Here is a 13,734-nt window from a genome sequence, read left to right as displayed (position 1 = left end):
AGCGGCAGCACGGGGATGTCGGCCGCGGGGAACATGTCGCGCAGCGGCGTCCAGATGCCGTGGTCCAGGCCGCCTTCCTCGGTGACGTGCGCAGGCAGACCGGCCGCCGCCAGCAGCGCGGCGGCGCGGCCGGCCAGGGCCGGGTCGCCCGGCGCGTCGTAGCGCAGCCGGTACAGGGCCTCCGGGAAACCGGAGAAGTCGTGCACCGTGGGGTGGCGGGCGGCGCCCAGCAGCACCGGCTCGCGCGTCAGCGAGTGGGCCGAAATGGCCAGGATGGCGCGCGGGCGGCCCAAGCGGCGTTCGATGGCCGGGCCCAGGCGGCGCCAGAAGGCGCCGGTGTCGCCCGCGTCCAGCGCGGTCATGGGCGAGCCGTGGGAGATGAACAGCGGGGGCAGGGCGGTGGCGGCGGGCATGTCGCCATTGCAGCAGCTGGCGCGCCTGCGCGGGTTCGGCGGGCTTGCACGCTGCATTCAACGGCGGGCCGCGTTCCGTTGTACCGTCCCGCCATGTCCATGCCACCCGCTTCCCCCACCGGGGCCACGCCGCCGGTCACCCTGCCCATCTCCGTCTGGCGCCTGGCCTGGCAGCAGGCCGGGCGCGACTTCCGTGCCGGCGAGCTGCGCCTGGTGCTGGTGGCGGTGATGCTGGCCGTGGCCGCGCTCACCGCGGTGGGCTTCTTCGCCGACCGCCTGCAGGCCGGCCTGGTGCGCGACGCGGCGCAGCTGCTGGGGGGCGACGCCGTCGTCAGCAGCGACCAGCCAGTGCCGGCCACGTTCGAGGAGGAGGCGCGCCGCCGCGGCCTGAACACCACCCGCACCGCAGCCTTCCCCAGCATGGCGCGGGCGCCCGATGCCCTGGGCGGCAACGCGCGCCTGGTGGCGGTGAAGGCGGTGGGAGACGGCTACCCGCTGCGCGGCCGGCTCACCGTGCAGGCCGCGCCGGGCGCGCCCGAGCAGGAGGTGGCGGAGCGTCCGGCGCGCGGCGAGGCCTGGGCCGACGCGGCGGTGTTCGAGACGCTGGGGCTCAAGCCGGGCGACCCGCTGCTGCTGGGCGATGCCCAGCTGCGCCTGACGCGGGTGATCGTGCTGGAGCCGGACCGCGGCGGCGGCTTCCTGAACTTCGCGCCGCGCGTGCTGCTGACCGAGGAAGACTTGGCCGCCACCGGCCTGGTGCAGCCGGCCAGCCGCGTCACCTACCGCCTGGCCGTGGGCGGCGCCCAGGCCACGGCCTGGGCGCAGTGGGCGGGCCGGTCCATCCAGGACGAGGGCCTGAAGGGCATGCGCGTGGAATCGCTGGAGGCGGGCCGGCCCGAGATGCGCCAGACGCTGGACCGCGCCGAGAAGTTCCTGAACCTCGTGGCCTTGCTGTCGGCCCTGCTGGCGGCGGTGGCGGTGGCCATCGCGGCGCGCGACTTCGCGCAGCGCCACCTGGACGACTGCGCCATGCTGCGCGTGCTGGGCCTGCCCCAGCGGCGCATCGCCGGCGCCTTCGCGCTGGAGTTCGTGGGCCTGGGGCTGGCGGCCAGCGTGGCAGGCGTGGCGCTGGGCCTGGCGCTGCACGGCATGTTCGTGGCGCTGCTCGGCGCGCTGGTGCCGGCCCGCCTGCCGGCGCCCACGCCGTGGCCGGCGCTGTTCGGCCTGGGCGTGGGCCTCACGCTGCTGGTGGGTTTCGGCCTGCCGCCCGTGCTGCAGCTGGCACGCGTGCCAGCGGTGCGGGTGATCCGCCGCGACGTGGGCGCGCTCAAGGCCGCGCCCATCGGGGTGCTGGTGGCGGGCGCGGCCAGCTTCGCGGCGCTGCTGCTGGCCGTGTCGCAGGACCTGCAGCTCGGCGCCATCGCCGTGGGTGGCTTCGCCGCCGCCCTGGCGGTGTTCGCCATGCTGGCCTGGCTGGCGGTGCAGGCGCTGCGCCGGGCCGTGCCCGAGGCCCGAGCACCGCGCTGGCTGGTGCTGGCCACGCGGCAGATCGCGGCGCGCCCCGCCTTCACGGTGCTGCAGGTGTCGTCGCTGGCGGTGGGCCTGATGGCGCTGGCGCTGCTGGTGCTGCTGCGCACCGACCTGATCGACAGCTGGCGCGCCGCCACGCCGGCCGATGCGCCCAACCGTTTCGTCATCAACGTGATGCCCGACCAGGCGGCGGACTTCCGCGCGGCGCTGGCGGCAGCCGGTGTGCGCGAGGGCTACGACTGGTACCCCATGTTCCGCGGGCGCCTCGTCGCCATCAACGACCAGCCCACCGGTGAGCGCTTTGCGCAGGACGAGCGGGCGCGGCGCACCATCAACCGCGAGTTCAACCTCAGCCACAGCGCCGAGGCGCCGGCGCATAACCGCGTGGTGGCAGGCACGTGGACCGTCGAGGAAGCGGGCGCCATGAGCATCGAGGAGGGTGTGGCCGAGACCCTGGGCGTGGGCCTGGGCGACCGGCTGCGCTTCGACGTGGGCGGCCTGATGCTGGACGCCCGCATCACCAGCGTGCGGCGGGTGGACTGGGGCTCCATGCGCGCGAACTTCTTCGTGCTGTACCCGCACGCCGCCATGGCCGACCTGCCCATCACGTACATGGCGGCCTTCCGCGTGCCCGACGGCGTGGCGGGCTTCGACGGGGGCATCAGCCGGCGCTTTCCCAACGTGACGCTGGTGGATGTGTCGGCCTCGCTGCGCCAGGTGCAGCAGGTGCTGGACCAGGTCATCCGGGCGGTGGAGTTCCTCTTCGCCTTCACCCTGGCCACCGGGCTGGCGGTGCTTTTTGCCGCCATCAGCGCCACGCGCGAGGCGCGTTCGCGCGAATACGCGGTGATGCGCGCCTGCGGGGCCGGGGCTCGGCTGCTCGGCCAGGTGCAGCGGGTGGAGCTGCTCGGGGTGGGCGCGCTGGCCGGGCTGCTGGCCACGCTGGCCGCCTCGGCCGTGGCCTGGGCACTGGCACGTTATGCCTTCGACTTCGCCTGGCGGGCCTCGCCGGGGGTGCCGGTGGTGGGCATGGCCGCCGGGGCGGCGCTGGCGCTCACGGCGGGCTGGTGGAGCCTGCGCGGCCTGCTGCGACGGCCGGTGCTGGACACCTTGCGCCGCGCGGGCGAGGTCTGACGGGACAGTGCAGCGGCATGCGGGAACGCGGGTTGCTCCCGGGCGGTGACCCGTGAACGCCGTGGCCGCCCCTGTCACCTCCCGACGCCGACCACCGCGCGCACCGCGCGCGGCCGACGGCCGCCGGTTCCTGCCCTGGCTGGCGCTGGCCCTGGGCCTGCTGCTCACGGCCGCTGCCCTGCTCGGCGTGCTGCGCAGCGAGCGCCAGCAGCAGCTGCAGGTGCTGCGCGAGGAAGCCCGCATCGTGGCCGGCATGGTCGAGCGCCGCGTGGGCCGCTGGGGCGAGATCCTGCACGGCATGCGCGGGCTGTTCTCCGCCTCGTCGGCCGTGCACGCCGAGGAGTTCAGCGAGTACTACCGCCAGCTCGACCTGCCCCGGCGCTACCCGGGGTTCCTGGCATTGCAGTTCCTGGCCTATGTGCCCGGCGACCAGCGGGCCAGCTTCGAGGCGGCCATCCAGGGCGATGCCGCCCTGCGTCCGGCCGGTGCCGGGCCCTTTCGCATCCACCCCCCGGGGGAGCGGCCCGATTACCACGTGACGCTCTACATCGAGCCCCTGGCCGGCAACGAGGCCGCCTACGGGTTCGACGCGGCGCACGACGCCAACCGGCGCGCCGCCTTCGAGCGTGCGCGTGACACCGGCGAACTCACCGCCAGCGGGCCGCTGCGGCTGGTGCAGCGGCCGCAGGACACCGGCTACATCCTGCGTAGTGCCATCTACCGTGGCGGCACGGTGGTGGACACGAAGGAGGCCCGGCGCCGCGCGCACATCGGCATGGGTTCGGTGGTCCTCGCCATGGACGAGTTCGTCACGGCCATCATCGATGCGCCGTTGCTGGCCCGCCTGGACCTGCGGCTGCATGACCTGGGGTGGGTGGAAGGGCCACTGCAGCCACCCGGCCCGGCCACCCTGCTGTTCGACAGCGCCGGGCCCCGCCCGCCACCGACGGACGAGGCGATCGAGGTCATCGAGCAGCCGCTGGGCGGGCGGCTCTGGCGCTTCGAGTTCCGGCAGCAGGGCGGCTCGGCGGCTGCCCCCTCGGCGCCCTGGGTGCCGTGGCTGGTGGGCGGCCTGGGCCTGCTGGCCAGCGGGCTGGCCTTCCGGCTGGTGAGCGCGGAGCTGTCGGTGCGCACGGCGCTGGAGGACCGGGTGGCGCAACGCACGGCGCAATTGGCCGGCGCCAACCGCTCGCTGGCCGAGAGCGAACTGCGGCTGGACCTGGCGCTCGCCGGGGCCGACCTCGGCCTGTGGCATTGGGACGTGGCCAGCGGCCAGGTGGCCTGCAACGAGCGCTGGCTGGGCCTGCGTGGTGCCACGCGGGGCGACCGGGCGCCCGACGTGGCGTGGTGGGAGGCGCGCATCCACCCGGACGACCGGGCCACCGCCACGACGGCGATGGCGGCGCACGTGGAGGGCCGCACGCGCGAGTACTCGGTGGAGTACCGGATCTGCCTGCCCGACGGGGGCGTGCGGTGGGTGCTGGACCGCGGCTGCGCGGTGGAGCGCGACGCGCAGGGCCGGGCGCTGCGCGTGACGGGCACCAACCTGGACATCAGTGACCGCAAGCGGGCCGAGGAGGCCTATGTGCAGGCCGAGACGGCGCGCCGGCTGGCCGCGGCCAAGGACGAGTTCGTGGGCCGCATGAGCCATGAGCTGCGCACGCCGCTCAACGCGATCCTCGGCTTCGCCCAGCTGATCGAGATGACGCCGCAGGCCGAGCCGGCCCGCCGTGCCGAGCACGTGGGCCAGATCCGCCGGGCCGGCGAGCACCTGCTGGCGCTGGTGTCGGACCTGCTGGACGTGGCCGCCATCGAGGCCGGCCGGATCTCGCTGGAGCCCCAGCCCGTGCCGCTCGGCCCGGCCGTGCAGGAAGTGCTGGACCTGCTGCGGCCCATGGCCGAGGTGGCCCGGGTGCGGCTGGCGCCCGTGCAGGGCGAGGGCACCGCGCTGGCCGACCGCACCCGGCTGCGCCAGGTGCTGCTGAACCTGGTGAGCAACGCCATCAAGTACAACCGGCCCGACGGCGAGCTGCGGGTGCAGATCGAGGCCGCCGGCCCCCTGGTGCACCTGGGCGTGCACGACACCGGCCCGGGCATGACGGCCGACCAGCTCGATCGCCTCTTCCAGCCCTTCGAGCGGCTGGACGCCCGGCGTTCCGGCGTGGTGGGCACCGGCCTCGGCCTGGTGGTCACCCGCCGCCTCGTGCAGCTGATGGCCGGCCAGATCCAGGTGCACAGCGAGCCGGGCCAGGGCTCGGTGTTCGTGGTGTCCCTGCCCGCGGCGACCGAACCGCCATGAAAAAAAAAGCCCCGCCGAGGCGGGGCTGTGGATCCCGGGGCGCGGGCCGTTCAGGCCGCTTCGGCGGTCTGCTCGATCAGGCCCATGTCGGCCGAGCTCATCAGGCCGGTGATGTCCATGAGGATGAGCATGCGCTCGCCCACGTTGGCGATGCCGGTGATGAAGCTCATGTCCACGTTGCTGTTCATGGACGGCGCGGGCTTGATCTGCTCGCCGCCCAGCTCCAGCACGTCCGACACCGAGTCCACCACGGCGCCGACCACGCGGCCCTTGATGTTCAGCACGATCACCACGGTGAAGGCGTTGAAGTCGGCCGTCGCGCAGTTGAGCTTCACGCGCAGGTCGATGATGGGCACGATCACGCCGCGCAGGTTGACCACGCCCTTCAGGAAGGCCGGCGAGTTGGCGATGCGGGTGGGCTGCTCGTAGGAACGGATCTCCTGCACGCGCAGGATGTCGATGCCGTATTCCTCGCCGCCCAGGCGGAAGGTGAGGTATTCGCCGTGGGCCGAGGTGTGGCCGGCGGCGGCCTTGGCCGTGGCGCCCTGGATGGCGCGCTGCGTTTCGGCACGGGCGACTTGCTGGGCGTCGGTGATCATGTCCATGGTGTGTCCTTGAGGCGGGGCGGGTCGGTGAGAGGCCGTCGGGCGGACGCCGGACGCGCTGCTGTTCGGGTTATCGGCCGGTTCGGGCGGCACTGAAGGGCCGGTCAGAAGGTTTCCCAGTCGCCGTCGTCCTTGGCCGCGGGCTGGGCGGGCGACGACGGCGCGGCCGGGGCGGACGCGGGCGCGGCCGAGGCGGGCGCCGGGCGGGCGGCCGGGGCCTTCTTCGGCGCCACGCTGGCGGCGCGCGGGGCGGTGGCAGCCGGCGCGGTGGCGGTGGCCGCCTGCTGGCGCGCCTGGTGGATCACCTGGTGCGCAATGCGCTCCGGCGTGGGCGCCGCCTTGGCCGCGGGGGCGGCCGGCGTCACCACCACCGACGCGGCGGCGCGGTCGTCGGCTTCCAGCCGGAAGGTGGCCACCACACCGGCCAGGCGCTGCGCCTGGGTCTGCATGCTGGCGGCGGCGGCGGCGGATTCCTCCACCAGCGCGGCGTTCTGCTGGGTCATCTGGTCCAGCTGCACCACGGCCAGGTTGACCTGGTCGATGCCGTCGCGCTGCTCGGCCGCGCTGGCGCTGATCTCGCCGATGATGTCCGTCACCCGGCGCACCGAGCCGACGATCTCGCCCATGGTGCTGCCGGCGTCCTGCACCAGCCTCGTGCCGGCTTCCACCTTCTCCACCGACGCGCCGATCAGGCCCTTGATCTCGCGGGCGGCCTCGGCGCTGCGCTGGGCAAGCGAACGCACCTCGCCGGCCACGACGGCGAAGCCGCGGCCCTGCTCGCCGGCACGGGCGGCCTCCACGGCGGCGTTCAGCGCCAGGATGTTGGTCTGGAAGGCGATGCCGTCGATCACGCCGATGATGTCGCCGATGCGGCGGCTGGAGGCGGAGATGTCGGCCATGTTCTGCACCACCTGCTCCACCACCTGGCCGCCCCGCTCGGCCGACTGCGCGGCGGAGCTGGCCAGCTGGTTGGCCTGGGACGCGGCGTCGGCGCTCTGGCGCACGGTGCCGGTGAGCTGCTGCATGGAGCTGGCGGTTTCCTGCAGGGCGCTGGCGGTCTGCTCGGTGCGGCTGGACAGGTCGGTGTTGCCGCTGGCGATCTCGCGGCTGGCCACCTCGATGTGCTGGGCGCCCTCGCGCACGCTGCCGATGAGCTGGCGCAGCGCGTCGGCCATGTGCTGCAGGCCGCGCATCAGGTCGCCGATCTCGTCGGCGCGCTGGGTGTCCAGGCGCACGGTGAGGTCACCGCCGGCCACCTGCTCGGTGGCGCGCACGGCCTCCTTCAGCGGGCGCATGATGGCGCGCACCGTGAGCCAGGCCGACACCAGCAGCAGGCCGGCCAGGCTCACCAGCACGGCGGCGATCACCCAGACGTTGGCCATGCGCGCGTCACGCTGGGACACCGCGTACGCCTTGGCCTCGGCGGAGATGTGGTCGACCATCGCCTTTTGCGTGCCGTCGTAGCGGGTCACCGCGTCGCGCACGGCGGCCACGGCGCCATCCGGCAGCGTGCCCGCCTCCTTGGCGGCGGTGTGCTCCTTGCGCAGCTCGATGTAGGCCTTGCGGGCCTGCGCCACGCTGGCCAGCAGCGCCTGCTCCTCGGGCGTGGTCGCGATCTCCTCCAGGCGCTTCTGCAGCTCGCTGATGCGCGCCGAGGTCGCCTCCACGTCCGGCTTGAGTTGCGCGGCCAGGCCGGTGTCCGCGCTGCTCAGTGCCGCCACCGCACGCGCGGCGTTGGCCTGGGTGAGGCCGCGCCACTGGGAGACGATCTCCGTCTTCTCGCGCAGGTTCTGCTGCGTCGCCGTGGTTTCGTCGGCCTGGCGCGAGGTGCGCACGGCCGTCAGGCCGGCCATGCCGACGATGACGGTGGCGGTGATGGCGGCGGGCAGCCACAGACGGGTGCCGAGGGACAGCTTGCTCATGGGGGGATCCTCAGAAGGTGGTCCACTCGTCGTCGTGGACGGCGGCGGCCGGGCTGGCCGCGGCGGACGGGGCCACCGGGGCAGGGGCTTCCTGCCGACGCGCGGCAGCGGGTTGGGACGCCGCGCGCGGCGCGGCGGCGGAGGCGGCCGGCACCGCGGGCGGGGAGGCAGGCTTGGCCGTCGGGGCGGCCTTGGACGCAGCCGCCGCGGAGACGGGCGCCGGGGTGGCGGCCGTCGGTGCGGTGGACGCCGGAGCCGCTGCCGGCGCGGCGGCCGGCCCGGTGTCGTCCAGCCGGAACGTGGCCACCAGGGTCATCAGGCGCTTGGCCTGTTCCTTCAGGCTCTCCGCGGCGGCGGCGGATTCCTCCACCAGCGCGGCGTTCTGCTGGGTCATCTGGTCGAGCTGGCCCACGGCGGTGTTCACCTCGCCGATGCCCTGGCTCTGCTCGCTGGCGGCCGAGGTGATCTCGCCGATGATGTCGCTGACGCGGCGCACCGAGCTGACGATCTCGGTCATGGTGCTGCCGGCTTCCTGCACCTGGCGGGCGCCGTTCTCCACACGCTCCACCGACGAGCCGATGAGCGCCTTGATCTCCTTGGCGGCCTCGGCGCTGCGCTGGGCGAGCGTGCGCACCTCGCCGGCCACCACGGCGAAGCCGCGGCCCTGTTCGCCGGCACGGGCGGCTTCCACCGCGGCGTTCAGCGCCAGGATGTTGGTCTGGAAGGCGATGCCGTCGATCACGCCCGTGATGTCGGCGATCTTGCGCGAGCTGGTGTTGATCTCGTCCATGGTGCGCACCACCTGGTCCACCACCTGGCCGCCGCGCTCGGCGACGCGGCTGGCCGAGGACGCGAGCTGGGTGGCCTGGGCGGCCGAGTCGGCGCTGTGGCGCACGTTGCCGGTCAGCTCGTGCAGCGACGCGGCGGTGCGCTGCAGGTTGCTGGCGGTGTGCTCGGTGCGCTGGCTCAGGTCGAGGTTGCCGGTGGCCACCTCGGCGCTGGCGGTCTGGATGCTGTCGGCGCTGGCGCGCACCTGGCCCACGATGCCGCGCAGCGACTGCTGCATGTCGGCCAGGGTGCGCACGAAGGCCGAGACCTCGTCGCGGCCGTCGTCCCGGATGGACTCGGACAGGTCGCCACGGGCGATGCGCTGGGCGCAGGCCATGGCGCTGGTGAGCGGGCCGGTGATCGAGCGCGACACCGTCCACATCAGCGCGAAGAACACGCCGAGCACCACCACCGCGCCGGCCAGGCGGCCGTTGGACTGCATGGTGCCCACGGCCTTGGCCTCGGCGCGCTCGGCGACGATGGCCTCCTCCGTTTCCTTGACCATGGCCGCGAAGGTGGTGCGGGCCTTTTCCAGGTCGGGCAGGGCACGCTGGGCGTAGGCGTAGCCGGCCGTGCTGTCGAGCTTGGCCTCCAGCACCTGCTGCAGCACCGGGCCCACCTCCTTGGCGTAGGCCTGCAGGCCGGCGCTGCCCTCGGCGGTGTGCTTGGCGCGGTTTGCGTCGTCGGTGGGCGCCTTCAGCAACGCCAGCGTGGCGGCCACTTCCTTGTCCCAGCGGGCCTTGTGATCCCCGGCTTCCACCGCGTTGTTGGCGTTCAGCAGCACGGACTGCTCATAGCGCTGGACGCGCTCGAGCGCGGCCAGGATGGCACTGGAGTCGCGGCTGACCGCGGTCTGCTTGTCCAGCAGTTCGTCGGCCTGGGACTGCAGTGTCTTGTAGCTCACGGCGGCCCAGACGCCGAGGCCGAGGATGAGCACACTGACGACCAGCATGCCGCCGATGAGGCGGTGCCGGATGGACAGGCTGCGCAGCAGACGCTCCATGGGGGGACTCCTTCTGGGGGAATTCGGTCAATGAGGTGGGCGGGCAGGGCGGCGCACGGGGCGCGCGCGTCAGTGCAGCGCCTTGTCGCCGAGGTGGAAGCGGGCCACCAGGCCGTGCAGCAGGGTCGCCTGCTCCTTCAGGCTCTCCGCGGCGGCGGCGGACTGCTCCACCAGCGCGGCGTTCTGCTGCGTCATCTGGTCCAGGCTGGACACGGATGTGTTCACCTGGCCGATGCCCTGGCTCTGCTCCACCGAGGCGGTGGTGATCTCGCGGATGATGTCGGTCACGCGCTGCACGGAAGCGACGATCTCGTTCATGGTGGCACCGGCGTCCTGCACCTGGCGGGTGCCGGAATCCACCTTCTCCACCGAGGCGCTGATCAGCGTCTTGATCTCGCGGGCGGCCTCGGCCGAGCGCCCGGCCAGGCTGCGCACCTCGCCGGCCACCACCGCGAAGCCGCGGCCCTGCTCGCCGGCGCGGGCGGCTTCCACCGCGGCATTCAGCGCCAGGATGTTGGTCTGGAAGGCGATGCCGTCGATCACCCCGATGATGTCGCCGATGCGGCGCGAGGCGTGGTTGATCTCGTCCATGGTGGCCACCACCTGCGACACCGCCTCGCCGCCGCGCTGGGCCACCGCCGAGGCGGACGTGGCCATCTCGCTGGCGTGGGTGGCGGCGTCGGCGCTCTGGCGCACGCTGCCGGTGAGCTGGTCGATGGAGCTGGCCGTCTGCTGCAGGTTGCTGGCCGCCTGCTCCGTGCGGTGGGACAGATCGGCATTGCCGGAGGCCACCTCGTTGGAGGCGGTGTGGATGTTCTCCGAGGCCTGCCGCACCTGGCCCACCAGGCCGGACAGCGCCGACTGCATGTGGGCCAGCGCACGCAGCAGGTCCGCGGTCTCGTCCTTGCCGTGGGTGTCGATGCGGTGCGTGAGGTCACCCTCGGCGATGGCCATGGCCACCTGACGCGCGTGGTCCACCGGGCGGGTGATGGCGGCGGAGTTCAGCAGGGTGAGCGGCACCACGACCAGCACGACCATGCCGAGCACGCCCAGGAACGCCATGAAGGTCCAGCGCATGGACTGGTTGAAGGACGCCTGCGTGGCCGCGGCCTCCTCGCCCACGATCCTCTCGATGCCGTCGACCGCCTGCTCCACCTTGGCCATGTGCTCCTTGGCGTTGGCGAGCATGCGGTCGGCGGTGCGGGCGTTGTCGTAGGCGCCGTCCTGGATCTGCTGCAGCACCTTCTCGGTGGCCGCCGCGTAGGCGCCCAGGCCGACGACCGCGGCCTCGGCCAGCGCGTTGTCCGCGTCGGCCTCGCCCTCGGCCAGCGCGGCGAGCGACTGGCGGGCGCGTCCGATGGCGGCCTGCCACTGCCCGCGGTGCTTGAGCACGGACACGCCGTCCTCGTAGTCGATGACCATGCTCTTCTCGAACTGGCGCACCTGGCCCAGCGTGTGGCGCACGGCGCCCACGGCCGTCACCTCGTGCACCGAGTGGGACATGAAGTCCTCGTTCAGTGCCGCCATGTGCCGGCCGCCCAGCAGCGCCGTCACACCGACCAGCGCGAACAGCGCCAGCACCATGCCGATCGCGCCGCGCATGCGCAGCTTGATCGAGAACAACCGCATCCAGTTCATACCGCTTTGCCTTCTTGCGCCTCGTGGGCGCGATCCTCTTGAGCTGGTATCGGCCTCAGGCGCCGGTTCTGAAGACCGACACCGCGCTGGCCAGCGCATCGGCCTGTTCCTTCAGGCTGGCCGCGGCGGCCGCGCCCTGCTCGACGAGCGCGGCGTTCTGCTGCGTCATCTGGTCGAGCTGGCCCACGGCCACGTTCACCTGGCCGATGCCGTCGCTCTGCTCGCTGGCGGCCGCGGTGATCTCGCCGATGATGTCGTTGACGCGCTGCACGCTGGCGACGATCTCGTCCATCGTGGTGCCGGCGTCCTGCACCAGGCGGGCGCCGGTGTCCACGCGCTCCACGCTGCTGCCGATGAGCGACTTGATCTCCTTGGCGGCCTCGGCCGAGCGGCTGGCCAGGCTGCGCACCTCGCCGGCCACCACGGCGAAGCCGCGGCCCTGCTCGCCGGCGCGGGCGGCTTCGACGGCGGCGTTCAGCGCCAGGATGTTGGTCTGGAAGGCGATTCCGTCGATCACGCCGATGATGTCGGCGATCTTGCGCGAGCTGTGGTTGATCTCGTCCATGGTGGTCACCACCTGGGCCACCACCTCGCCGCCGCGGCGCGCCACCGAGGTGGCGGCCGACACCAGCTGGTTGGCGCTGCGGGCCGAGTCCGCCGTCTGCTGCACCGTGCCGGTGAGCTGTTCCATCGACGAGGCGGTCTCCTGCAGGTTGCTGGCGGCCTGTTCGGTGCGGCTGGACAGATCGGCGTTGCCGTGGGCGATCTCCTGCGTCGCGGTGGCGATGGATTCGGTGGACTGGCGCACCTGGGCCACCGTGCGGCGCAGCGCGCCCACCATCTCCGACAGGCCGTGCAGCAGGCTGCCGCGCGGCGCCTCATGCAGGTCCACCGTCAGGTCGCCGGCGGCCACCGACTGCATCACGTTCATCGCATGCTCGGGCTCGCCGCCGATCTGGTGCATCACGCTGCGCGCGACCACCCAGCCGATGCCACCCACCACGAGCAGCACCACGCCGGTCAGGGTGAGGTTCCACAGCAGCGCCTGGCGCGCCTCCGCTGCCACGTCATCCATGTAGAGGCCGGAGCCGACCATCCAGTTCCAGCCGTCCACCTTGATGAGGTACTGCAGCTTGGGCACCGGCTCCTTCTGGCCGGGGCGGGGGAACATGGTCATCACGAAGGCCTTGCCGTCCGGGCTGGCCTTCATGGCGCTGACGAGCATCGCGATGACGTCACCGCCTTCGCCGTCCTTGACCTTGCCGAGCATGCTCTGGCCCACCCACTCGGGCTTGACGGGGTGCATCACGCCCGTGCCGTCGGTGGACCAGATGTAGAAGTAGTCCGCCTTGCCGTCGGCCCCGCCATAGCGCGCCAGGCGCACGGCGTCCTTGGCGGCCTGCTGCGCCTGCTCCACCGGCAGCTTGCCCTCTGCCGCCTGGGCCTGGTAGGCCGCCACGATCTGGTGGGCGGACTGCACAGCGGTGACCAGTTGGGAACGCCTCGCGTCGTGCAGCTGGCCGTTCTCCTTCCACACCGTGTAGGCGCACATGGCGCTGATGCCCACCACGGCCACGCCCACGAGGGCGGCGATGCGGTGCTTGAAGCTCAGGTTCTGGATCATGGTGCGGATGTCGTGCTCAGAAGGTTTCCCAGTCGCCGTCGGCCGTGACCGGGGCAGGGGCGGGGGCAGGGGAGGCAGGGGCCGGCGCGGCGGCGCGCACCGGCGCAGGGGCGGGGCGCGCCGGCTTCGGGGCGGGAGCGGCGGACGCGGCAAGGCGGGCGGGGGCGGCCTGCACCGTGGCGGCTGTCGCCGCCCGCGGGACGGCGGGGCGGGCGGCCGGCGCGGCGGGCGCCGGCGGGGTGGCCGCCGCGGCCGGCGTGCCGGCCAGGCGGAAGCTGGCCACCACGGCGGACAGGCGCTTGGCCTGCTCCTTCAGGCTTTCCGCGGCGGCGGCGGATTCCTCCACCAGCGCGGCGTTCTGCTGCGTCATCTGGTCGAGCTGCAGCACCGCGCCGTTGACCTGGCCGATGCCCTGGCTCTGCTCGCTGGCCGCGGCGCTGATCTCGCCGATGATGTCGGACACGCGCTGCACGCTGGACACGATCTCGGTCATGGTGGCGCCGGCGTCCTGCACCAGGCGGGTGCCGGATTCGACGCGCTCCACGCTGGCGCCGATCAGCGCCTTGATCTCCCGCGCGGCCTCGGCGGAGCGGCCCGCCAGGCTGCGCACTTCGCCGGCCACCACCGCGAAGCCGCGGCCCTGCTCGCCGGCGCGGGCGGCTTCCACCGCGGCGTTCAGCGCCAGGATGTTGGTCTGGAAGGCGATGCCGTCGATCACGCCGATGATGTCGGCGATCT

General features: G+C 73.3%; 9 protein-coding genes. 2 read left to right on the top strand and 7 right to left on the bottom strand.

From position 1 onward, the window contains the following. Window positions 1-413 (bottom strand): dioxygenase (locus tag ACE3UN_RS18770; protein ID WP_374676520.1); only part of this gene is annotated, 413 nt, incomplete at its 3' end. Between the two features lie 99 nt (window positions 414-512). On the opposite strand from ACE3UN_RS18770, the gene ACE3UN_RS18765 reads away from it, so the two are divergent. Both ACE3UN_RS18765 and ACE3UN_RS18760 read left to right on the top strand, forming a co-directional pair. Continuing rightward, window positions 513-3,077 (top strand): ABC transporter permease, encoded by a 2,565-nt coding sequence (locus ACE3UN_RS18765; protein ID WP_374676522.1) that lies wholly within the window; start codon window positions 513-515, stop codon window positions 3,075-3,077. Window positions 3,078-3,138: 61 nt separating this feature from the next. Beyond that, on the top strand, window positions 3,139-5,376 hold the full coding sequence (locus tag ACE3UN_RS18760) for a CHASE domain-containing protein (RefSeq protein ID WP_374676519.1): 2,238 nt from the start codon (window positions 3,139-3,141) through the stop codon (window positions 5,374-5,376). Window positions 5,377-5,426: 50 nt separating this feature from the next. Here the strand turns inward: ACE3UN_RS18760 and ACE3UN_RS18755 are convergent, their stop codons facing one another. The 6 genes from ACE3UN_RS18755 to ACE3UN_RS18730 all read right to left on the bottom strand — a co-directional run. Then, the gene (locus ACE3UN_RS18755; RefSeq protein WP_374676518.1) at window positions 5,427-5,981 is read right to left on the bottom strand and encodes a chemotaxis protein CheW; all 555 of its coding nucleotides are present in this window, start codon (window positions 5,979-5,981) and stop codon (window positions 5,427-5,429) included. A gap of 104 nt (window positions 5,982-6,085) precedes the next feature. Further along, complete coding sequence (locus tag ACE3UN_RS18750; RefSeq protein WP_374676517.1) at window positions 6,086-7,903, bottom strand: methyl-accepting chemotaxis protein; 1,818 nt, start codon at window positions 7,901-7,903, stop codon at window positions 6,086-6,088. 10 nt (window positions 7,904-7,913) lie between these two features. Further along, on the bottom strand, window positions 7,914-9,734 hold the full coding sequence (locus ACE3UN_RS18745) for a methyl-accepting chemotaxis protein (RefSeq protein ID WP_374676516.1): 1,821 nt from the start codon (window positions 9,732-9,734) through the stop codon (window positions 7,914-7,916). 69 nt (window positions 9,735-9,803) lie between these two features. Further along, the gene (locus ACE3UN_RS18740; protein WP_374676515.1) at window positions 9,804-11,372 is read right to left on the bottom strand and encodes a methyl-accepting chemotaxis protein; all 1,569 of its coding nucleotides are present in this window, start codon (window positions 11,370-11,372) and stop codon (window positions 9,804-9,806) included. A gap of 55 nt (window positions 11,373-11,427) precedes the next feature. Further along, a complete protein-coding gene (locus ACE3UN_RS18735) occupies window positions 11,428-12,993 on the bottom strand; it encodes a methyl-accepting chemotaxis protein (RefSeq protein WP_374676521.1) in 1,566 nt (521 codons plus the stop codon). Window positions 12,994-13,012: 19 nt separating this feature from the next. Beyond that, a partial coding sequence (locus ACE3UN_RS18730) for a methyl-accepting chemotaxis protein (protein WP_374676514.1) occupies window positions 13,013-13,734 on the bottom strand: 722 nt, incomplete at its 5' end.

The sequence above is a fragment of the Ideonella sp. genome (genome assembly GCF_041918995.1).
GTDB lineage: Bacteria > Pseudomonadota > Gammaproteobacteria > Burkholderiales > Burkholderiaceae_C > Ideonella.
The sequence above is the reverse complement of the archived record's forward strand: the minus strand, read 5'-3'. Positions and strand labels throughout refer to the sequence as shown.